16 protein-coding genes and 1 pseudogene are annotated in these 20,289 nt (G+C 70.9%); 13 read left to right on the top strand and 4 right to left on the bottom strand.

Features of this window, described 5'->3' with window-relative positions; all coding sequences use genetic code 11:
• Positions 1 to 140 precede the first annotated feature (140 nt).
• The 4 genes and pseudogenes from IF37_RS0129825 to IF37_RS39870 form a co-directional block, all read left to right on the top strand.
• Positions 141 to 1,322, top strand: coding sequence for a S8 family serine peptidase (locus IF37_RS0129825; protein ID WP_030749347.1), 1,182 nt, complete (start codon positions 141 to 143; stop codon positions 1,320 to 1,322).
• Positions 1,323 to 1,436: 114 nt separating this feature from the next.
• Positions 1,437 to 1,784, top strand: coding sequence for a WXG100 family type VII secretion target (locus IF37_RS0129820; protein WP_253915889.1), 348 nt, complete (start codon positions 1,437 to 1,439; stop codon positions 1,782 to 1,784).
• Positions 1,785 to 1,822: 38 nt separating this feature from the next.
• Positions 1,823 to 2,125 (top strand): WXG100 family type VII secretion target, encoded by a 303-nt coding sequence (locus IF37_RS0129815; protein ID WP_030749335.1) that lies wholly within the window; start codon positions 1,823 to 1,825, stop codon positions 2,123 to 2,125.
• 124 nt (positions 2,126 to 2,249) lie between these two features.
• A pseudogene (locus IF37_RS39870) lies at positions 2,250 to 3,047 on the top strand (serine/threonine protein kinase); the annotation flags it as partial.
• Positions 3,048 to 3,150: 103 nt separating this feature from the next.
• Here IF37_RS39870 and eccCa read toward each other — a convergent pair.
• Positions 3,151 to 7,116 (bottom strand): type VII secretion protein EccCa, encoded by a 3,966-nt coding sequence (eccCa, locus tag IF37_RS0129805; protein WP_030749332.1) that lies wholly within the window; start codon positions 7,114 to 7,116, stop codon positions 3,151 to 3,153.
• Positions 7,117 to 7,416: 300 nt separating this feature from the next.
• Between eccCa and eccD the strand changes: the two genes are divergently transcribed.
• Positions 7,417 to 8,919 carry a type VII secretion integral membrane protein EccD gene (gene eccD, locus IF37_RS0129800; RefSeq protein WP_367647132.1) on the top strand — a complete coding sequence of 501 codons (1,503 nt, stop codon included), beginning with the start codon at positions 7,417 to 7,419 and terminating at the stop codon, positions 8,917 to 8,919.
• Positions 8,920 to 9,056: 137 nt separating this feature from the next.
• On the opposite strand, the gene IF37_RS0129795 is transcribed toward eccD, so the two are convergent.
• Positions 9,057 to 9,350: a DUF397 domain-containing protein gene (locus IF37_RS0129795; protein ID WP_030749326.1), complete on the bottom strand. Its 294-nt coding sequence runs from the start codon at positions 9,348 to 9,350 to the stop codon at positions 9,057 to 9,059.
• A 281-nt stretch (positions 9,351 to 9,631) separates the two neighbouring features.
• Between IF37_RS0129795 and rpsO the strand changes: the two genes are divergently transcribed.
• The 5 genes from rpsO to IF37_RS0129770 all read left to right on the top strand — a co-directional run bounded on the left by rpsO (position 9,632) and on the right by IF37_RS0129770 (position 15,103).
• The gene (rpsO, locus tag IF37_RS0129790) at positions 9,632 to 9,919 is read left to right on the top strand and encodes a 30S ribosomal protein S15 (RefSeq protein ID WP_018569362.1); all 288 of its coding nucleotides are present in this window, start codon (positions 9,632 to 9,634) and stop codon (positions 9,917 to 9,919) included.
• Positions 9,920 to 10,262: 343 nt separating this feature from the next.
• On the top strand, positions 10,263 to 12,482 hold the full coding sequence (locus IF37_RS0129785; protein WP_030749322.1) for a polyribonucleotide nucleotidyltransferase: 2,220 nt from the start codon (positions 10,263 to 10,265) through the stop codon (positions 12,480 to 12,482).
• Complete coding sequence (locus IF37_RS0129780) at positions 12,479 to 13,858, top strand: pitrilysin family protein (protein ID WP_030749319.1); 1,380 nt, start codon at positions 12,479 to 12,481, stop codon at positions 13,856 to 13,858. Before IF37_RS0129785 ends, IF37_RS0129780 begins: the two co-directional genes overlap by 4 nt.
• A gap of 26 nt (positions 13,859 to 13,884) precedes the next feature.
• The gene (dapB, locus tag IF37_RS0129775; RefSeq protein ID WP_030749316.1) at positions 13,885 to 14,637 is read left to right on the top strand and encodes a 4-hydroxy-tetrahydrodipicolinate reductase; all 753 of its coding nucleotides are present in this window, start codon (positions 13,885 to 13,887) and stop codon (positions 14,635 to 14,637) included.
• Between the two features lie 13 nt (positions 14,638 to 14,650).
• A complete protein-coding gene (locus tag IF37_RS0129770) occupies positions 14,651 to 15,103 on the top strand; it encodes a tetratricopeptide repeat protein (RefSeq protein WP_030749313.1) in 453 nt (150 codons plus the stop codon).
• Between the two features lie 160 nt (positions 15,104 to 15,263).
• On the opposite strand, the gene IF37_RS0129765 is transcribed toward IF37_RS0129770, so the two are convergent.
• Positions 15,264 to 15,824 carry a hypothetical protein gene (locus IF37_RS0129765; protein WP_030749310.1) on the bottom strand — a complete coding sequence of 187 codons (561 nt, stop codon included), beginning with the start codon at positions 15,822 to 15,824 and terminating at the stop codon, positions 15,264 to 15,266.
• 116 nt (positions 15,825 to 15,940) lie between these two features.
• Positions 15,941 to 16,177: a hypothetical protein gene (locus IF37_RS0129760; protein WP_030749307.1), complete on the bottom strand. Its 237-nt coding sequence runs from the start codon at positions 16,175 to 16,177 to the stop codon at positions 15,941 to 15,943.
• Between the two features lie 175 nt (positions 16,178 to 16,352).
• Between IF37_RS0129760 and thyX the strand changes: the two genes are divergently transcribed.
• From thyX to IF37_RS0129745, 3 genes are all read left to right on the top strand, one after another.
• Complete coding sequence (gene thyX, locus IF37_RS0129755; protein WP_030749303.1) at positions 16,353 to 17,093, top strand: FAD-dependent thymidylate synthase; 741 nt, start codon at positions 16,353 to 16,355, stop codon at positions 17,091 to 17,093.
• A 209-nt stretch (positions 17,094 to 17,302) separates the two neighbouring features.
• Positions 17,303 to 18,202, top strand: a complete 900-nt coding sequence (gene dapA / locus IF37_RS0129750) for a 4-hydroxy-tetrahydrodipicolinate synthase (protein ID WP_030749300.1) — start codon at positions 17,303 to 17,305, stop codon at positions 18,200 to 18,202.
• A 156-nt stretch (positions 18,203 to 18,358) separates the two neighbouring features.
• The gene (locus tag IF37_RS0129745; protein WP_030749297.1) at positions 18,359 to 20,044 is read left to right on the top strand and encodes a ribonuclease J; all 1,686 of its coding nucleotides are present in this window, start codon (positions 18,359 to 18,361) and stop codon (positions 20,042 to 20,044) included.
• Positions 20,045 to 20,289: the final 245 nt, after the last annotated feature.

Below are 20,289 nucleotides of genomic sequence, written 5' to 3'. Positions count from 1 at the left end.
ACACAGGCATGAAGCCAGGGACCGACCGACGCGGCTTGAAGACTGTCCTCCTGACGAGGCGCAACGCGAGACGGCTGTCTGCCGTGTGCTCGGTACTGGGCACGCTGGTCATCGCGTCGGCAGGACTGGCTCCCGGAGCCGTGGCGTCGGATGACGTCCAGTCGAAGCAGTGGTATCTGGACGCCATGGGCGCCGACGAGATTTGGAAGCACAGCACCGGCAAGGGGGTGAAGGTCGCGGTCATTGACACCGGGGTCAACCCGGAGACGCCTTCACTCAAGGGCCAGGTGCTGGTCGACGAGGTGCCGAAAAACGCGACGTACCACGTCACTCAGGATTATGACGGCCATGGAACTTCGATGGCCGAGATCATCGCGGGTACGGGGGCCGGCGGCGGTATCAAGGGACTCGCTCCCGGAGCGAAGATCATCCCTATTCGTGTGGGGCTTGATCAGCTGAAAGACCAGGATGAGCGGGCGAAGTCTCTCGATTCGGCCGAGGCCATCAGGGCCGCCGCCGACAGTGACGCCAAGATCATCAACATGTCCTTCGGAAGCGTGTACTACGAATCCGAGGAGGAGGAGGCTCTCAAGTACGCGGCCTCCAAAGGCAAGCTCTTGTTCGCCTCTGTCGGTAACGACGGAAACGCGGCAAACAAGCGCAGTTACCCGGCCGGTGATCCGTATGCTGTCGGCGTAGCCGCCATCGACAAGTCCGGCACGGTGGGCAAGTTCTCCACGTACGGGAATGACGTGGACCTTTCGGCGCCCGGCCTCGACATTCAAGGCTGGTGCGACAACACGTTCACGAAATACTGCTCCCAATTCGGAACCAGCCCCGCCTCCGCCATAGCCTCAGCCTCCGCAGCCCTGGTCTGGTCCGCGCACCCCGACTGGACGGCCAACCAGGTCCTCCGCTCCTTCATCGACACGGCCGGTCGCACCTGGGCCAAGGACAAGCCCAGCAAATACCTCGGCTACGGCATCATCCGTCCCCGCCGTGTGCTGATCGACAAGGACATCAACCCGGGGCCGGCCAACCGTGACCCCCTCGCCGCCGAGAACGGGGCGGACCCGGACGAGGACATCACGGCGACCAAGGACTCGTCGGCCGCGCCCTCGTCCTCCTCCGCGCCCTCCTCCGGGGCATCGGCCGAGCCCACCGGGGAGGCAGGCTCCGCGAGCGGTCCCACCTCCGCCGCCGCGAAGGACACCGACTCCGGCAGCGGCACCCGGACCTGGGTGATCGTCGGCGCCGTAGCCGCCGTACTGGTCATCGGAGGCGCCGGCTTCGCCGTGCTGCGCGCACGCCGCAACGCCTGAACCGTCTCCCGCATACCTGCTCACTCGCCGAGTGGGCAGAAGTCCGCTTGCCAACAGTGCTGACGCCTGACTGATGACTCAGCGCCCGGCAAGGTCAGTTCCCGAAAGAAGGGCATGGAAATGGCGACGCAGCGCCAGAAGGTAAGTGACAAGGACATCATCGTCCTCGAAAAGGAGCTTCTGCACCGTTTCGAGGGCATCAAGGGCCAGCTCAAGGAGCTCCAGGCCATCATCGACAGCCTCGAGGGCAACTGGAAGGGCATCGGCGCCGGCGCCTTCAACAGCAAGCAGACCGAGATCAACGAGCGCATGGTCAAGATCGGCAACATCCTCGCCAAGTTCATCGAGGCCATGAGCACGACCCGGAAGATCAAGGACGGCACGGAGGACGAGGTCCGCTCGCAGGTCCAGAGCATCGACGTCGAGCTCGGTGGCGCCCACTCGGCGCTGTCCAGCTACTGATCCCCGCCAGGTCACCACTTCTCAGCAACGGAGCAATCATGGGCGTCAACAACAGCGGCGAACTCGAAGTCTCGTACGGCAGCCTCGACGAGACCGCCACCCAGCTCGCCAACCACGCGCAGCGGCTCGAAGAGAGCCTCGAGGCCATCAAGCGGAAGGTCGCCGGCGTCGCCAGCATGTGGGAGGGCGAGGCCCACAACGCCTACGCCGAGCAGCAGACCGCCTGGGACCGCGAGGCCCAGGGCATCCACGAGGCCCTGAAGCAGATCGGCAAGGTCGTGCACGCGGCCGGCGGCGACTACCAGGGCGGCGACCGGAAGGCCGCCAGCTACTTCATGTAGGCAATCCGAGGCGGGCCGGGCCGACCGGCACGTCAAGGCAGCGGGGTGGGCACGCACGGGAGGTGCCCACCCCCTGTCGTGCCGGACGGCCGCCGCGGAGGAACGAACGGGACCAGGACAGGGAATGCACGTCACTGAGGGCGCCGCGGGCGCGGCACCCGGGGGAGGAACGGGCAGGCCCGCCACGGCACGATGGTGGGTGGGCCCGTACACCCTGATCACCGCGCTGGACGACCCCCGCACCAGGATCCCGGTCCCCGAGCGGCGGTACATCGCCCGCAGCGCCGACGGCCGGCACACCGTCCTGCTCTCCCTCCCGCACCCCGGCGCCGATCCCCGGCGCTTCCTCGCCGAGGCCGAGGGCTCCCGCTACCTCCTCGGCCCCTGCGCCGCACCGGCCACGGCCCTCGCGACCCCCGGCGGGACCGCCCCCGCGAGACCGCCTGGTACGCCCGCCCCTACCTGCCCGCCCTCCCGCTGCCGACCGCCCTCGCGGTACACGGCGGCCCGCTGCCGGAGCGGACGGTACGCGCGCTCGGCGTGGCCCTGGCCGAGACCCTGGCGGTCCTGCACGGGCAGGGCCTGACCTTCGCGGGCGTCTCCCCGGCGGCCGTTCTGCTCACCGCCGACGGGCCGCGCCTGTCCTGCTACGGCGCCGTACGCGCCGCCGCCCCGGACGGTACGCCCCGCTCCGGGCTGCCGGGCCTGGAAGCGGGCAGTCCGCCGCCGGAGCAGGCGTCCGGCGGGCGCCCGCGGCCCATGGGGGACGTGTACGCCCTCGGCGCGACGCTCGCGTACGCCGCCACGGGCCACGGGCCACACCACTCCGGAGCGGGAGGAACTGGTGGCGGCCCTGCGTACCGTGCTCGGCCGGTGCCTCACCCGTGATCCCGGAGCCCGCCCCCAACTGACCGAGCTGATCGCCGTCCCAAGCGCCCCGGACCCGGTGCCGTGCCGGTTCCTCCCCGGTACCCGACGGCCGTGTCCGCGACGGAACGGCGTCGGGGTACCGGCGAGCCGGTGCCTCAGTACTCCACGTCCACCAGCCCGGTCTGCACCAGCGGCTTGCCCCGCTTGCGGGAGACGAAGACGCCGCGGCCCGCGGGCATCGGCCGGGGGCGGACCCCGCCGAGGATGTCGCCCTCGGCCGGGTCGCCGGCCAGCACCAGGCCCTGGGCGCCGAGTTCCTTCATGCGCTGCATGAACGGCTCGTAGGAGGCCCGGCCCGCGCCGGCGGAGGAGCGGGCGATGATGAACCGGACGCCGACGTCACGGGCGAAGGGCAGCATCTCCGTCAGACCGCTGAGCGGGTTGCCGCTGGAGGTGGAGACCAGGTCGTAGTCGTCGATGACGACGAAGACCTGCGGGCCCCGCCACCAGCTCCGGTCCCGCAGCTGCTGCGGCGTGACGTCGGCCGTCGGGGTGCGGCGCTGCATGAGGTCGGCCAGCGCCGCCATGTGGTGGTCCATCTGGCTGGACATCGGGATGTACTCCGCGAGGTGCGACGCGGGCGTGACGTCCAGCAGCGAGCGGCGGTTGTCCACCACGAAGAACTTCGCCTCGTCACCGCCGTACCGCAGCGACAGCTGCGTGAGCAGCAGCCGCAGCAGGTTGGACTTGCCGGACTCGCTCTCGCCGAAGACGAGGAAGAACGGGTCCTGTTCGAAGTCGACGAAGGCCGGCTCCAGGTTCTCCTCGTCCAGCGCGAAGGCGACGCCCCGCTGCGGGAAACGGTCGCCCGGCGGCAGCCGGACCGCCTCCAGCCGGCGCGGCAGCAGCCGTACCTTGGGCGCGCCCGGCGCCTGCCAGTGGCGTCCGACCTCGGTGGTGAGCGCGGCCGTGGCCTCGGCCAGGTCCGTGTCGGAGGTGAGCCCGTCGATCCGCGGCACCGCCGCCATGAAGTGCGTCTTCTGCGGGGACAGACCGCGGCCCGGCACGCCGGCGGGCACGTTCGCGGCCACCTTGCGGTCGATCTCCGAGTCCATCACGTCGCCCAGGCGCAGCTCCAGGCGGTTCATCAGGTGGTCCTTGAGGTTCGCCCGGACCTCCATCGAGCGGGACGCCGTGATGACGACGTGGACGCCGTAGCCGAGGCCGCGCGCGGCGATGTCCAGGACGGCGGACTCCAGGGCCTCGTAGTCCGAGCGGAAGTTGCCCCAGCCGTCGATGACCAGGAACACGTCGCCCCAGGGCTGGTCCGTGACCGGGATGTCGCCGCGGGCGCGCCGGGCGCGGAAGTCGGCGATCGAGGCGATGCCGGCCGTGCGGAAGTACTCCTCGCGGCGGGTCAGGACGCCGTACACCTCGGAGACCGTACGGCGCACCCGCTCCGGGTCCAGACGGGAGGCGATGCCGCCGACGTGCGGCAGGCCGTCCACCGCCGCCATGCCGCCGCCACCGAAGTCGAGGCCGTAGAACTGCACCTCGTACGGGGTGTGCGTCAGCGCGAAGGAGCAGATCAGCGTGCGCAGGAAGGTGGACTTGCCGGACTGGGGCCCGCCGATGACCTGCATGTGGCCCGCCGCGCCGGAGAAGTCGAGCATGAGGCGGTCGCGGCGCTGCTCGTACGGCTTGTCGACCAGACCGGCCGGGACGATCAGCCGGCCCGCGCCCTCGTAGTTCGGCTGGGTCAGACCGCGGCCCTGCACCGCCGCCAGCCCCGGCAGCAGCGAGTCCAGCGACGGCGGGCTCTCCAGCGGCGGCAGCCACACCTGGTGCGCCGCGGGGCCCTGCGCCTCCAGCCGGCGCACGATCACGTCGAGGACGGTGTCGGCGAGCGCCTCGTCCACCTCGGGCCCGGACGGTGTGCGCTGCTGCGGGATCGCGGTGTACCGCACCGGCACCTCGGTGGCGGTGAACAGCACCGGCCTGCGGTCCACGGGGAGCTGACCGCCGGTCAGGTCCGTGCGCCGGCCGCCCGAGCGGTACACGCCCGAGACGTACGCGGCCTTGAACCGGACCATCTCGTCGGTGCCGAACTTCAGGAAGCCGGAACCGGGGACGTTCGGCAGTTCGTAGGCGTCGGGGACGCCGAGCGCGGCGCGGGACTCGGCCGCCGAGAACGTGCGCAGACCGATCCGGTACGACAGGTAGGTCTCCAGACCGCGCAGCCGGCCCTCCTCCAGCCGCTGCGAGGCCAGCAGCAGGTGCACGCCGAGCGACCGGCCGATCCGGCCGATCTGCACGAACATCTCGATGAAGTCCGGCTTGGCGGTCAGCAGCTCGCTGAACTCGTCGATCACCAGGACGAGCGAGGGGATCGGCTGGAGCGGGGCACCCGCCGCGCGCGCCTTCTCGTAGTCGTGGATGTTGGCGTAGTTGCCCGCGTCGCGCAGCAGCTCCTGGCGGCGGTTCAGCTCGCCGCGGATCGAGTCGCCCATCCGGTCGACCAGCGTGAGGTCGTCCGCCAGGTTGGTGATGACGGCCGCCACGTGCGGCATCTGCGCCATGCCGGCGAAGGTGGCGCCGCCCTTGAAGTCCGCGAGGACGAAGTTCAGGGTCTCCGAGGAGTGGGTGACCGCGAGGCCCAGCACCAGCGTGCGCAGCAGCTCCGACTTGCCGGAACCGGTCGCGCCGACGCACAGGCCGTGCGGGCCCATGCCCTCCTGCGCGGCCTCCTTCAGGTCGAGCATCACGGGCCGGCCGTCCTCGCCGAGACCGATCGGCACCCGCAGGCGTTCCGCGAGGGCGCGCGGGCGCCAGGTCCGCTTGGTGTCGACGGACGCCGCGTCCCCCAGCCCCAGCAGGTCGGTGAACTCCAGGTTGGCCAGGAGCGGCTCGTCGTCGTCGCCGCCCGACACCACGCGCAGCGGCGCCAGCTGCCGGGCCAGCGCCTCGGCGGACTCGTAGGACAGGGCGTCCGGGCTGCCCTCGTACACCTCGCCGTGCCCGGACTCCAGGCGCAGCAGGCCGGGCTGGACGACGATGGACAGGTCGCCGCCCGCGGTCGTGAGGTCGCCGGGGACGACCTCCAGCAGCGTGACGCCCTGGAGCCCCTCCGGATTGGCGAGCACCGAGTCCGGCAGCAGGGACAGGTCGTCCAGGACGAGCACGATGTGCGGCTCGTCCAGCAGCGCCGCGGCGCCGGGGTGGAAGCGCGGCCGGCCGCCGAGCCGGGTGGCCAGCAGGTCCTCCAGTTCGCGCGGGTCGGTGCCGATCAGCCGGCGCGAGCCCGCGCCGTCCACCGCGCCGGGCGCCTGCACGTGCGGCAGCCACTTCGCCCAGTCCCAGTGCGGCAGCGCCTCACGGCCTGCGGCCACCGCGATGACCAGGTCCTGCGGGGAGTGCAGCGAGGCCAGCGAGCCGACCAGGGCGCGCGCCGAGGCCCGGACGGAGTGCGGTTCGCCGCTGACCGTGACGTGGTAGAAGGCGCGCAGCGACACCGCCATCGGCAGGTCGCCGACGGTGCTGTGCGCGGCGAGGAACCGCTGCATCGCGCCCGCGGTCAGCGGCTCCAGCTGCTCGACGGGGCCCGTCTCCGGGGCGACGAGGGGAGTGGCCAGCGGCTGCGGACCGAGCCCGATGCGCACGTGCGCGAAGTCCTCGTCGCCGGGCCGCCGCTCCCACACCCGGCTGCCCTCGGCGACGAGGGCCCACAGCTGCTCGGGGGAGGGGTGCAGGTAGTACTGCGCGTCCCGCTGCCGGCCGGCCGCGGCCACGGCGGACTTGCGCGTCTGCGACAGATAGCTGAGGTAGTCGCGGCGCATGTCGGCCAGCTGGCCCTGGGAGCCGCGGCGGAAGCGGACCACCATCGCCACGGACATCGCCACCGTGGAGGCGATCATGATCATGCCCATGATCTTCATGAACGGCTGGCCGTTCGTGAAGAAGAAGACCACCGAACCGCCCATGCCCAGGGTGGGCAGGAGCTGCATCAGCACGCTCTCCTGGTGCCCCCGCGGCAATTCGGGCGGTGGCTGGACAACGACCTCTTCCGTGGGCACTTCGGACGGTAGCGCCCTAGGGGGGCGCTTCACGACAATCTGGCTCACCGCTCACCAATTCCCTTGCCCGACCCAGGCGTTCCGCCCGCCACCCCGTGTCCGGCGAGCGCAGGCCGCCGCGTGATCCTACTGAGTTCACGCGGCACGGGTGAGCGGTAGGGTGCCGGAAGTTCGCGTGAGCACACGCCGAGTCGGCCGGTCATACCGGGACGAACACCTCGACACAGGGGTGGGAGGACGCCGGAAACCCGCCGTGCGGCACCCGGATCCCCGCACACCGGGCGAACCGGCACGGGACCTTCACGACATAGACGCACCACCACCACTGAGGGGGAGCAGCAGGTGAGCATGACGGCCGCCGCCACCGGCGGACCCGGGACGGGAGCCCCTTCCGGATCCGGCAACGGACTCGGCTTCTGCCGGGTCACCATCGTCGCGCCGGACAGCCGTATCGACGTGGCACTGCCCGACGACGTCCCGGTCGCCGACCTCTACCCGGAGATCCTCCGGCTCTCCCAGCAGAGCCCCGCGGCCGGCGCCCCGGTCGGCTACCACCTCGTCCGCACCGACGGCACCGTGCTGGACAGCGCCCGCTCCTTCGCCGCCCAGCGCATCCTCGACGGCGAACTGCTCACCCTGCGCCCCTTCGCGGAGTCCCTGCCGCCGGCCGTCTTCGACGACGTCGCCGAGGCCGTGGCCTCCTCCGTCGGCAAGCAGCACAAGCTGTGGAGCGGCGACCTGACCCGGGCCGCCGGCCTGGTCGGCGGCGGCGTGCTGCCCGCGCTGCTCGCGTTCGTCGCCTGGACCGCCGACCCGCGCCACGACATGCACGGCCTGGCCGGCATCCTCGCCGCCGTCACCGGCATCCTGCTGGTCGTGCTCTCCGCGGTCCGCGCCCGCGTCTACGACGACCGCGGCTCGGCCGTCGCCCTCGGCCTCGGCGCGCTGCCCAACATCGGCGTCGCCGGCAGCGGACTGCTGCCGCTCGGCGCCGGCGAGGGCATCGGCAGGCTCCAGTTCCTGCTGGCGTGCGCGGCCGTCCTCGTCGCCGCCCTGGTCCTCACCCTCTGCTCACCCCACGGCGACGGCCCCTTCGTCGCCTTCGTGTTCGCCTCGACGGTCGCCCTGGTCGCCGTCTTCGTCGCCACCCTCACCGACTGGGCGCCCAGGGAGACGGCCGCCCTGTGCGCACCGGTCGCCGTCGGCGCGCTCGCCTTCCTGCCCGGCATGTCCATGCGCTTCGCGCGGCTGCCGATCGGCTTCGAGAACCCCAGCGGCGGCGCCCCCCGCTCCGCCTACGGCACCGAGTCCGCCCCGCAGGAGCCGGTGGACGCCGAGCGCGTCGAGGCGCAGGCGCGGCGCGGCCACGAACTCCTGGTCGGCCTGGTCGGCGGCTGTGCGCTGCTCGCGGTCGGCGCGTCGGCGGTGCTGGGATTCTCCGACGACGTCTGGGCCCAGCTGCTCGCCTTCGCCACCGGCGTCGCCATGCTCATGCGCGCGGGCCTCTTCCGCTACACCGCCCAGGTCGCCCCCGTGCTGGCCGCCGGCCTCACCAGTCTGGTCCTGCTCGGCCTCGGCCTCGCCCTCAACCCGCCGCAGCACATCATGCGCGCGGCGCTGGCCGGCGACCGTACCGACCTCGAGATCCGCACCGTCTGGCTGATCGCGGTCATCGCCCTGGCCGCCGCCCTGGTGACGGCCCTGGGGCTGATCCTGCCGCGCGGCGGACTGACCCCGTTCTGGGGCCGCTTCCTGGAGATCTGCGAGGGCTTCGTGGAGTACGCCCAGTACGCGGGTGATCCTCCGCCTTGCGATGCACCGCACCGGACGCCGCGGCCTGATCCGACCTGATCCAAACGAAACCCCCTAGGCGGCCCGCACCCCGGACGGGACCGCGAACAGGAAGGGGCGGCACGCGCGCGCGTGCCGCCCCCTCGCGTTCACCGGGCGACGGCCGGCACACCGCCCGCGCGCCGCCCGCGTGCCGCTCACTGCGCGTCGAGGCCCCCGTTGTGCGCCATCGGCTTCAGGTCGAACTCCCCGTCGCGCGCCCCCAGCACGAACGCGCGCCACTCCGCCTCGGTGTAGCGCAGCACGGTCTCCGGCTCGAGGGAGGACCGCATGGCCACCGCGCCGCCGGGCAGGTACGCGATCTCCACCCGCTCCTCGTGCTGCTCCGTGCCCGGAGCGCAGGTCCACTCGACGCCGGAGATGTCGAGCGCGTACAGCTCGTCCCGCTCCCGCTCCTTGCGCGCCCTGATCTCCGCTTCCGACTCCGCCATGTGCAGCGACCCCTTCCCGAGGTAGGTACGGTCAGGCGCTCACCCTAGTGGCGGGCGCCGCCCCACCAGGCCGCTTCGCCGACCGGGCGCAAGGTCCCCGCCATCGCCTGGTACCCTGAGTGACGGCCGTTCGTGTACGCACCCCCGGAACCGTTCGTTGTTCTCGTTCGGTGTTCCGGAGGCCGCGCCCGGCGGATCCCCGCCTCCCGAGTAACGGAAGCTCCCCCGAGACGCAGACCGGGGGCACTCGGTGGCCAGTCACAGATTGTTGAGGAGTACGCGTGTCGCTCGACGCCGTTACGAAGAAGCAGATCATCTCCGAGTTCGGTACCAAGGAGGGCGACACCGGCTCCCCCGAGGTCCAGGTCGCTCTGCTCTCCCGTCGGATCTCCGACCTGACGGAGCACCTCAAGACCCACAAGCACGACCACCACTCCCGCCGTGGCCTGCTGATCCTCGTCGGTCAGCGCCGCCGCCTTCTCCAGTACCTGGCGAAGAAGGACATCCAGCGCTTCCGTGCGCTGGTCGACCGCCTCGGCATCCGCCGCGGTGCGGCGGGCGCCAAGTAGGACGCCGTGAGGGGAGCGGTTCCCGGAAGATGCCGGGGCCGCTCCCTTTGCCGTATGCGGGGCTCGCCCGCGCACACGGTGACCTCCGCCGTACGAGGCCGTACGGGCGGAAACGTGCGGACTGTCACGCACGCTTTGTAGTGTGGTAGCAGAACGCAATACGCACGACACAGAACGAGGAGGAGCGCACGCAGCCGCCGCCGGTCCTCGGTAGTGGCCCCCGGGGGGAAGCGAGCCCCGGGTGCTTCGATCGAAGACCGGCCCGCACCGCGCGGAGCGCCTCTCCACCACCGTCCCCCTGCCACACGGGCAGCGACGGGACGAAGACGAGGAGAAAACGCTAGTGGAGAACGAGACCCACTACGCCGAAGCCGTGATCGACAACGGCACCTTCGGCACCCGCACGATCCGCTTCGAGACGGGCCGCCTGGCCAAGCAGGCCGCCGGCTCCGCCGTGGCGTACCTGGACGACGACACCATGGTGCTGTCGGCCACCACCGCCTCCAAGAACCCCAAGGACCAGCTCGACTTCTTCCCCCTGACGGTGGACGTCGAGGAGCGGATGTACGCCGCCGGCAAGATCCCCGGCAGCTTCTTCCGCCGTGAGGGCCGTCCCTCCGAGGACGCCATCCTCACCTGCCGCCTGATCGACCGCCCGCTGCGCCCGTCCTTCAAGAAGGGCCTGCGCAACGAGATCCAGGTCGTCGCCACCGTGATGGCGCTCAACCCCGACCACCTGTACGACGTCGTGGCGATCAACGCCGCGTCCGCGTCCACGCAGCTGGCCGGCCTGCCCTTCTCCGGCCCGATCGGCGGCGTCCGCGTCGCGCTGATCCGCGGCCAGTGGGTCGCCTTCCCGACCCACACCGAGCTGGAGGACGCCGTCTTCGACATGGTCGTCGCCGGCCGTGTGCTGGAGGACGGCGACGTCGCGATCATGATGGTCGAGGCGGAGGCCACCGAGGGCACCATCAAGCTGATCGAGGGCGGCGCCGACGCGCCGACCGAGGAGGTCGTCGCCGCCGGTCTCGACGCCGCGAAGCCCTTCATCAAGGTGCTGTGCCGCGCCCAGGCCGACCTCGCCGCCAAGGCCGCCAAGCCGACCGCCGAGTTCCCGATCTTCCTGGACCACCAGGACGACGTCCTCGAGGCCCTGGCCGCCGCGGTCAAGCCCGAGCTGGCCCAGGCGCTCACCATCGCCGGCAAGCAGGAGCGCGAGGCCGAGCTGGACCGCGTCAAGGGTCTGGCCGCCGAGAAGCTCCTGCCGCAGTTCGAGGGCCGCGAGAAGGAGATCTCCGCCGCGTACCGCTCGCTGACCAAGGCCCTGGTCCGCGAGCGCGTCATCAAGGAGAAGAAGCGCATCGACGGCCGTGGCGTGACGGACATCCGTACGCTCGCCGCCGAGGTCGAGGCCATCCCGCGGGTGCACGGCTCCGCGCTGTTCGAGCGTGGCGAGACCCAGATCCTGGGCGTCACCACCCTCAACATGCTCCGCATGGAGCAGCAGCTGGACACCCTCTCCCCGGTGACCCGCAAGCGCTACATGCACAACTACAACTTCCCGCCGTACTCCACCGGTGAGACCGGCCGCGTCGGCTCCCCGAAGCGCCGCGAGATCGGCCACGGCGCCCTCGCCGAGCGCGCCCTGGTGCCGGTGCTGCCGACGCGCGAGGAGTTCCCCTACGCGATCCGCCAGGTGTCCGAGGCCCTCGGCTCCAACGGCTCGACGTCCATGGGCTCGGTCTGCGCCTCCACCATGTCGCTGCTGAACGCCGGTGTGCCGCTGAAGGCCCCGGTCGCCGGTATCGCCATGGGCCTGATCTCCCAGGAGATCGACGGCGAGACGCACTACGTCACCCTCACCGACATCCTCGGTGCCGAGGACGCCTTCGGCGACATGGACTTCAAGGTCGCCGGCACCAAGGACTTCGTGACCGCCCTCCAGCTCGACACCAAGCTGGACGGCATCCCGGCCTCCGTCCTGGCCGCGGCCCTCAAGCAGGCCCGCGACGCCCGCCTGCACATCCTCGACGTGATGATGGAGGCCATCGACCGTCCGGACGAGATGTCCCCGAACGCTCCGCGGATCATCACCGTCAAGATCCCGGTCGACAAGATCGGTGAGGTCATCGGCCCCAAGGGCAAGATGATCAACCAGATCCAGGAGGACACCGGCGCCGAGATCACGATCGAGGACGACGGCACGATCTACATCGGCGCCTCCGACGGCCCGGCCGCCGAGGCCGCCCGCGCCACGATCAACGGCATCGCCAACCCGACGATGCCCGAGGTCGGCGAGCGCTACCTGGGCACGGTCGTCAAGACGACCACCTTCGGCGCGTTCGTCTCCCTGCTGCCCGGCAAGGACGGTCTGCTGCACATCTCGCAGATCCGCAAGCTCGCCGGCGGCAAGCGCGTGGAGAACGTCGAGGACGTCCTCGGCGTGGGCCAGAAGGTCCAGGTCGAGATCGCCGAGATCGACTCCCGCGGCAAGCTGTCCCTCATTCCGGTGATCGAGGGCGAAGAAGGCTCTGACGAGGCGAAGGACGACGCCGAGCAGTGACCTCCCGTAGCTCCAAGGCGACGGCCCGCCCCTCTTCGGAGGCGCGGGCCGTCGCCCGTACCCAAACCCTCATCCAGGGCACCGGCGGCATCGGCACGGTCCGCAAGACCACCCTCCCGGGCGGCCTGCGCATCGTCACCGAGACGCTGCCCTCGGTCCGCTCCGCGACCTTCGGTATCTGGGCACACGTCGGCTCCCGCGACGAGACCCCGTCCCTGAACGGCGCCACGCACTACCTGGAGCACCTGCTCTTCAAGGGCACCGACCGCCGCAGCGCCCTCGACATCTCCGCCGCGCTCGACGCCGTCGGCGGCGAGATGAACGCGTTCACGGCCAAGGAGTACACGTGCTACTACGCGCGCGTGCTCGACACCGACCTGCCCCTCGCCATCGACGTCGTCTGCGACATGCTGACCGGCTCGCTGATCCGCGAGGAGGACGTCGACGTCGAGCGCGGCGCGATCCTCGAAGAGATCGCCATGACCGAGGACGACCCGGGCGACTGCGTGCACGACCTGTTCGCGCACACGATGTTCGGCGACAACGCCCTCGGCCGCCCGGTCCTCGGCACGGTCGACACGGTCAACGCCCTCACCGCCGACCGCATCCGCCGCTTCTACCGCAAGCACTACGACCCGACCCACCTCGTGGTCGCCTGCGCCGGCAACATCGACCACGCCAAGGTCGTACGCCAGGTCCGCGCGGCCTTCGAGAAGGCGGGAGCCTTCCGCACGCCGCGGGCGGAGCCCATCGGCCCGCGCGACGGCCGCCGTACGATCCGCGCCTCCGGCAAGGTCGAACTGCTCGGCCGCAAGACCGAGCAGGCGCACGTCGTCCTCGGCATGCCCGGCCTCGCCCGCACCGACGACCGCCGCTGGGCCATGGGCGTACTGAACACCGCCCTCGGCGGCGGCATGTCCTCCCGCCTCTTCCAGGAGGTCCGGGAGAAGCGCGGCCTCGCCTACAGCGTGTACTCGTACACCTCCGGCTTCGCCGACTGCGGCCTGTTCGGCGTCTACGCCGGCTGCCGGCCCAGCCAGGTGCACGACGTGCTCAGGATCTGCCGGGACGAACTCGACCACGTCGCGCAGAACGGTCTCGGCGACGACGAGATCGCCCGCGCGATCGGCCAGCTGAGGGGCTCCACGGTCCTGGGGCTCGAGGACACCGGCGCGCTGATGAACCGTATCGGCAAGAGCGAGCTGTGCTGGGGCGAGCAGATGTCGGTGGACGAGATGCTGGCGAAGATAGCCGCGGTCACCCCGGACGAGGTCCGCCTCGTCGCCCGCGACATCCTGGGACAGCGTCCGTCGCTGTCGGTCATCGGCCCGCTCAAGGACAAGCAGGCCGGCCGGCTGCACGACGCGGTCGCCTGAAACACCACCGGTTAGGAAGCAGGAACATGAGCAAGCTGCGCGTGGCGGTCCTCGGTGCCAAGGGCCGGATCGGATCCGAGGCGGTCAAGGCGGTCGAGGCCGCGGAGGACATGGAACTGGTCGCCGCCCTCGGCCGGGGCGACAAGCTGGAGACCCTGGCGGAGTCCGGCGCCCAGGTCGCCGTGGAGCTGACCACCCCCGCCTCGGTCATGGGCAACCTCGACTTCTGCGTGCGCCACGGCATCCACGCCGTGGTCGGGACGACGGGCTGGACCGACGAGCGCCTCGCGCAGCTTGAGGGCTGGCTCGCCCAGTCCCCTCGGACCGGCGTGCTCATCGCGCCGAACTTCTCCATCGGCGCCGTACTGACCATGAAGTTCGCGCAGATCGCCGCGCCGTACTTCGAGTCGGTCGAGGTGGTCGAACTGCACCATCCGAACAAGGTGGACGCCCCGAGCGGTACGGCCACCCGCACCGCCCAGCTCATCGCCGAGGCCCGCCGGGCGGCCGGTACGGCGCCCGCGCCGGACGCGACCGTCACCGCCCTGGACGGCGCCCGGGGCGCCAGCGTCGACGGCGTCCCCGTCCACGCCGTCCGGCTGCGCGGCCTCCTGGCCCACCAGGAGGTGCTGCTCGGCGGCGAGGGCGAGACCCTCACCGTCCGGCACGACTCCCTGCACCACAGCAGCTTCATGCCGGGCATCCTGCTCGGCGCCCGCCGCGTGGTGACCACTCCGGGCCTGACGTTCGGCCTGGAGCACTTCCTGGACCTGAGCTGATCCCCGAGACGTCATGCGCGCGAAGATCACCTACCTCGTCACGGCCGCCGTCCTGGTCTTCTACTTCGTCCTGGTCGGCAGCCGCGGCGTCATGCTCATCCAGTCCGGCACGCTCCTCACCGTCACCTTCGGCGTGGCGGTGCTCGTCCTGCCGGTCATCGGCGTGTGGTTCCTGTGGAAGAACACCCAGTTCGTCCGCAAGGCCAACCAGCTCGCCGCCGAACTCGACACCGAGGGCGGCCTGCCGGCCGACGAGCTGAGACGCCTGCCCAGCGGCCGGATCGACCGCGACTCCGCCGACGAGGTCTTCGCCCGGCGCAAGGCCGAGACGGAGGAGTCCCCCGACGACTGGCGCTGCTGGTTCCGCCTCGCCGTCGCCTACCACGACGCCCGCGACACCCCCCGTGCCCGCAAGGCGATGCAACGCGCCATCGCCCTGCACGACGGCAGGCCGCTGGGCGTGTGACGGGCCGGCCGGCAAGGGCGGCCCACGGCGCCCGTTCGCCCGGACCGCCGCACCGGACGGTCATGAGCGGGGGTACGACGAAGGGGCCGGACCGCACGAACGCGGTCCGGCCCCTTCGCCGTACCCCGGGCCGGCCGGAGCAGCCCGGTGCATCCGGGGGTCAGCCGTGCCGCTGCTCCGCCGCCCACGCCTCCACCGCGTCCGCCGCCCGGTCGAAGGCCACCGGCCGGCCCAGGAAGTCCAGACCGTGCGTGGTCAGCAGCGGCGGGGTGTCATCGGCGGACCGGTCCTCGCGGACGAGCACCAGTGCCTGACCCTGCACCGTGCGCGGCAGCCCCAGCCAGCGCACCGGCTGCTGCACCGTCCGCACCGAGACGACCCGGGCCCACGGCACCGTCCGCGTCAGCAGGAAGCCGGTCCGGCGCAACCCGCGCCCGCTCACCCAGACCCCCATGCGCAGCAGCCGCAGCGCGCCCACGACGATCGCCAGACCCAGGACGAGGACCACCGCCGCGGTGGACACCGAGCCGGTCAGCGCGATGAGCACCGCGGCGAACAGGACGAACGAGGCGAGCAGCAGCCACAGCGCGGCCGTGCCCACACGCCAGGGCCCGGGCCGGTAGGGCCGCCGCCAGTGCTCCGGATCGTCGTACGGCAGCGCGCTCCGCGCCACCGTCTCGAAGGCGTGGTCGCGTTCGGCCGTCAGGAAGGGCAGGGGCACGGCTGGTACCTCACTCGGTCCTCGCGTGGGCTGTGCCGGTGAGGCTATCCGGCCGTGATACCGCTCACCAGCCGTGAGCGTCCGGAAGAGTAAGCCCCCCGCGCGACGGCCCCCGCTCAGCGCCCCTGGGACGCCTGGGACTGCTGGGCCGGCGAGGTGGCCGGCGAGGAGAGCGCCGGTGTGCCGACGATCAGGGCTCCCACCAGCCCGGCGACCAGGGTCAGACCCAGCAGCCAGCGTCCGGCCAGCTCGCCGAAGGACGCCCGCGGGCGGGGCGGGGGAGTGACATTGCTGCGGAACCGGTCCGCCTCGGCCAGGAAGGCGAAGGGCACGGGCTCACGCCGACGGAACATGGAGGAAGCACCTCTCCTCTCGGGGTCGAATGTGTGGTCCTCACCGATACAGACGCTCTAGGGGCACAAAAGGTGCCCATGTCGGGAAAACTCGTGCGGCGAGGTCACGGTTCGGGTCCGCGGCGGGTGCCCCGATACAGTGGGCGCGAATCCCAGAAGTGATGGAAGGACCCTCGTGACCAGCACCCCGGACGACGAGTTCAAGATCGATCTGCGCGGTGATGTCACCGTCGAACTGGTCAAGCACAGCGCGACCGACTCCGACGTGCTCTTCGCCGCCCGTGTGTCGACCCTCGGGGAGCAGTCCCTGGACGAGCTGGACAAGGACCCGGAGCGCTCCAAGGGTCTGATCAACTTCCTGATGCGCGACCGGCACGGCAGCCCGTTCGAGCACAACTCGATGACCTTCTTCATCAGCGCCCCGATCTTCGTCTTCCGCGAGTTCATGCGGCACCGGGTGGGCTGGTCGTACAACGAGGAGTCGGGCCGCTACCGCGAGCTCCAGCCGGTCTTCTACGTCCCCGACGAGTCCCGCAAGCTGGTGCAGCAGGGACGCCCGGGCAAGTACGTCTTCGTGGAGGGCACCAAGGAGCAGCACGAGCTGGTCGGGCACGCCATGGAGGAGTCGTACCGCCAGGCGTACGCGACCTACCGGCAAATGCTCGCCCAGGGCGTGGCCCGGGAGGTCGCCCGCTCGGTCCTCCCCGTCGGCCTGTACTCCTCGATGTACGCCACCTGCAACGCGCGCTCCCTGATGCACTTCCTCGGTCTGCGCACCCAGCACGAGCTGGCCAAGGTGCCCTCCTTCCCGCAGCGGGAGATCGAGATGGTGGGCGAGAAGATGGAGGCGGAGTGGGCGAGGCTCATGCCGCTGACGTACGCCGCCTTCAACGCGAACGGGCGTGTGGCCCCGTAGCGAAGCCCTGGGCCCCCCGGGAACGGGCGTACGGATCAGCCGCGCGAAGTGTCCGTATTGCGGCATTAAGAGAAGTTCATCTAGCCTGATCAAACGGACCCGGCACTGCTTGAACCCCCGAGCAGGCAGTGCCGGGCTCCATCTTTGTCCTGACTTTCCCGGCACCCCGCGGGCGCACCGGGCATCGAGCACCGAGTAGCGTGTTACCCATGGCTCCGACCTCGACTCCGCAGACCCCCTTCGGGCGGGTCCTCACCGCCATGGTCACGCCCTTCACGGCGGACGGCGCACTCGACCTCGACGGCGCGCAGCGGCTCGCCGCCCACCTGGTGGACGCAGGCAACGACGGCCTGGTCGTCAACGGCACCACCGGCGAGTCCCCCACCACCAGCGATGCGGAGAAAGCGGACCTCGTTCGAGCCGTCCTGGAGGCCGTCGGCGACCGCGCGCACGTCGTCGCCGGCGTCGGAACCAACGACACCCACCACAGCGTCGAGCTGGCCCGCGAGGCCGAGCGCCTCGGCGCCCACGGCCTCCTGGTCGTCACGCCGTACTACAACAAGCCGCCGCAGGAGGGCTTGTACCGGCACTTCACGGCCGTCGCCGACGCCACCGGCCTGCCGGTCATGCTCTACGACATCCCCGGCCGCAGCGGCGTCCCGATCAGCACGGAGACCCTCGTCCGGCTCGCCGAGCACCCCCGCATCGTCGCCAACAAGGACGCCAAGGGCGACCTCGGCCGGGCCGGCTGGGCCATCGCCCGCTCCGGCCTCGCCTGGTACTCCGGCGACGACATGCTGAACCTCCCGCTGCTCTCCGTGGGCGCGGTCGGCTTCGTCTCGGTCGTCGGCCACCTGGTCACTCCCGACCTGCGCGCCCTGGTGGACGCGTACACCTCCGGTGACGTCGTCAAGGCCACCGAGATCCACCAGAAGCTGCTCCCGGTCTACACCGGCATGTTCCGGACCCAGGGCGTGATGACCGCCAAGGCCGCGCTCGCGCTCCAGGGCCTGCCGGCCGGACCGCTGCGCTCGCCCATGGTCGAGTGCTCGCCCGAGGAGATCGCCCAGCTCAAGATCGATCTTGCTGCGGGCGGGGTACAGCTCTGACAACAGACTTGGCACCACACGGGCTTCACAACTGAATCGGACAACCGCACAGCAGGCCACCGGTGCCTGCACCCATAACGACAACTGCTTCTGCACGAACGTCATGCGCGCCACGTGCCCGACCGGTACGTGGCGCGCGTGGTTGAGGAGGGTCTTTTGAGTCATCCGCATCCCGAACTCGGCCCGCCGCCGCCGCTCCCCAAGGGCGGCCTGCGGGTCACCCCGCTCGGCGGCCTCGGCGAGATCGGCCGCAACATGACGGTCTTCGAGTACGACGGCCGTCTGCTGATCGTCGACTGCGGAGTGCTCTTCCCCGAGGAGGAGCAGCCCGGGATCGACCTGATCCTGCCGGACTTCTCGTCCATCCGGGACCGCCTGGACGACATCGAGGGCATCGTCCTCACCCATGGTCACGAGGACCACATCGGCGGCGTCCCCTTCCTGCTCCGCGAGAAGCCGGACATCCCGCTGATCGGCTCCAAGCTCACGCTCGCCCTGATCGAGGCCAAGCTCCAGGAGCACCGCATCCGGCCGTACACCCTGGAGGTGGCGGAGGGGAACCGCGAGCGCATCGGCCCCTTCGACTGCGAGTTCGTCGCCGTCAACCACTCCATCCCGGACGCCCTGGCCGTCGCCATCCGCACCCCCGCGGGCATGGTGGTGCACACCGGCGACTTCAAGATGGACCAGCTCCCGCTGGACAACCGCCTCACCGACCTGCACGCCTTCGCGCGGCTGAGCGAGGAGGGCATCGACCTCCTCCTCAGCGACTCCACGAACGCCGAGGTCCCGGGGTTCACCCCGCACGAGCGCGACATCTCCAACGTCCTGCGGCAGGTCTTCGGCGGCGCCCGCAAGCGGATCATCGTGGCGAGCTTCGCCAGCCACGTCCACCGCATCCAGCAGATCCTGGACGCCGCGCACGAGTACGGCCGCCGGGTCGCCTTCGTCGGCCGCTCCATGGTCCGCAACATGGGCATCGCCCGCGACCTCGGCTACCTGAAGGTGCCGCCGGGCCTGGTCGTCGACGTCAAGACGCTGGACGACCTGCCCGACCACGAGGTGGTCCTGGTCTGCACCGGCTCCCAGGGCGAACCGATGGCGGCCCTGTCCCGGATGGCCAACCGCGACCACCAGATCCGCATCGTCGACGGCGACACGGTCATCCTCGCCTCCTCGCTGATCCCCGGGAACGAGAACGCGGTCTACCGCGTGATCAACGGCCTGACCCGCTGGGGCGCCAACGTCGTCCACAAGGGCAACGCCAAGGTGCACGTCTCCGGCCACGCGTCCGCGGGCGAGCTGCTGTACTTCTACAACATCTGCCGCCCGAAGAACCTGATGCCGGTCCACGGTGAATGGCGCCACCTGCGCGCCAACGCCGAGCTGGGCGCGCTCACGGGCGTGCCGCACGACCGGATCGTCATCGCCGAGGACGGCGTGGTGGTCGACCTCGTCCAGGGCAAGGCCAGGATCTCCGGCAAGGTCCAGGCGGGATACGTCTACGTCGACGGCCTCTCCGTCGGCGACGTGGGCGAGCCGGCCCTGAAGGACCGCAAGATCCTCGGGGACGAGGGCATCATCTCGGTCTTCGTGGTCGTGGACGCCTCCACCGGCAAGATCACCGGTGGGCCGCACGTCCAGGCCCGCGGTTCCGGCATCGAGGACTCGGCCTTCGCCGACGTGCTCCCGAAGATCACGGAAACCCTGGAGCGGTCCGCCCAGGACGGCGTCGTGGAGCCCCACCAGCTCCAGCAGCTGATCCGGCGGACCCTCGGCAAGTGGGTCTCCGACACGTATCGCCGCAGGCCGATGATCCTGCCGGTGGTCGTGGAGGTCTGACGACCCACCACCGTGCGACGGGAGCGGGGCGCCTCGATTTGCATCGCGGCGCCCCGCTCCAGTACGTTTACGGCTCCGCCCAACCGGGAACCCCAGCACTTCGCGTGCTGGACAAGGTCGCCCGGAGCGGGTGGGAAAACCGGCTCAGAACTTCTGATAAAGTCGGAACCGCCGGAAAGGGAAACGCGAAAGCGAAGACCTGGAAAGCACCGAGGAAATCGGATCGAGAAAAGATCTGATAGAGT

This window comes from Streptomyces sp. NRRL S-31, from assembly GCF_000718775.1.
GTDB lineage: Bacteria > Actinomycetota > Actinomycetes > Streptomycetales > Streptomycetaceae > Streptomyces.
Note: the sequence above shows the minus strand (reverse complement) of the source record. Positions and strands in the feature narration are given on the sequence as shown.

Coding starts and splice junctions, on each gene's coding strand:
- IF37_RS0129815 (WP_030749335.1), top strand. CDS start 1,823: ATGGGCGTCAACAACAGCGGCGAACTCGAAGTCTCGTACGGCAGCCTC.
- IF37_RS0129760 (WP_030749307.1), bottom strand. CDS start 16,177: ATGTTCCGTCGGCGTGAGCCCGTGCCCTTCGCCTTCCTGGCCGAGGCG.
- IF37_RS0129820 (WP_253915889.1), top strand. CDS start 1,437: ATGGAAATGGCGACGCAGCGCCAGAAGGTAAGTGACAAGGACATCATC.
- dapA (WP_030749300.1), top strand. CDS start 17,303: ATGGCTCCGACCTCGACTCCGCAGACCCCCTTCGGGCGGGTCCTCACC.
- IF37_RS0129795 (WP_030749326.1), bottom strand. CDS start 9,350: ATGGCGGAGTCGGAAGCGGAGATCAGGGCGCGCAAGGAGCGGGAGCGG.
- eccD (WP_367647132.1), top strand. CDS start 7,417: ATGACGGCCGCCGCCACCGGCGGACCCGGGACGGGAGCCCCTTCCGGA.
- IF37_RS0129770 (WP_030749313.1), top strand. CDS start 14,651: ATGCGCGCGAAGATCACCTACCTCGTCACGGCCGCCGTCCTGGTCTTC.
- dapB (WP_030749316.1), top strand. CDS start 13,885: ATGAGCAAGCTGCGCGTGGCGGTCCTCGGTGCCAAGGGCCGGATCGGA.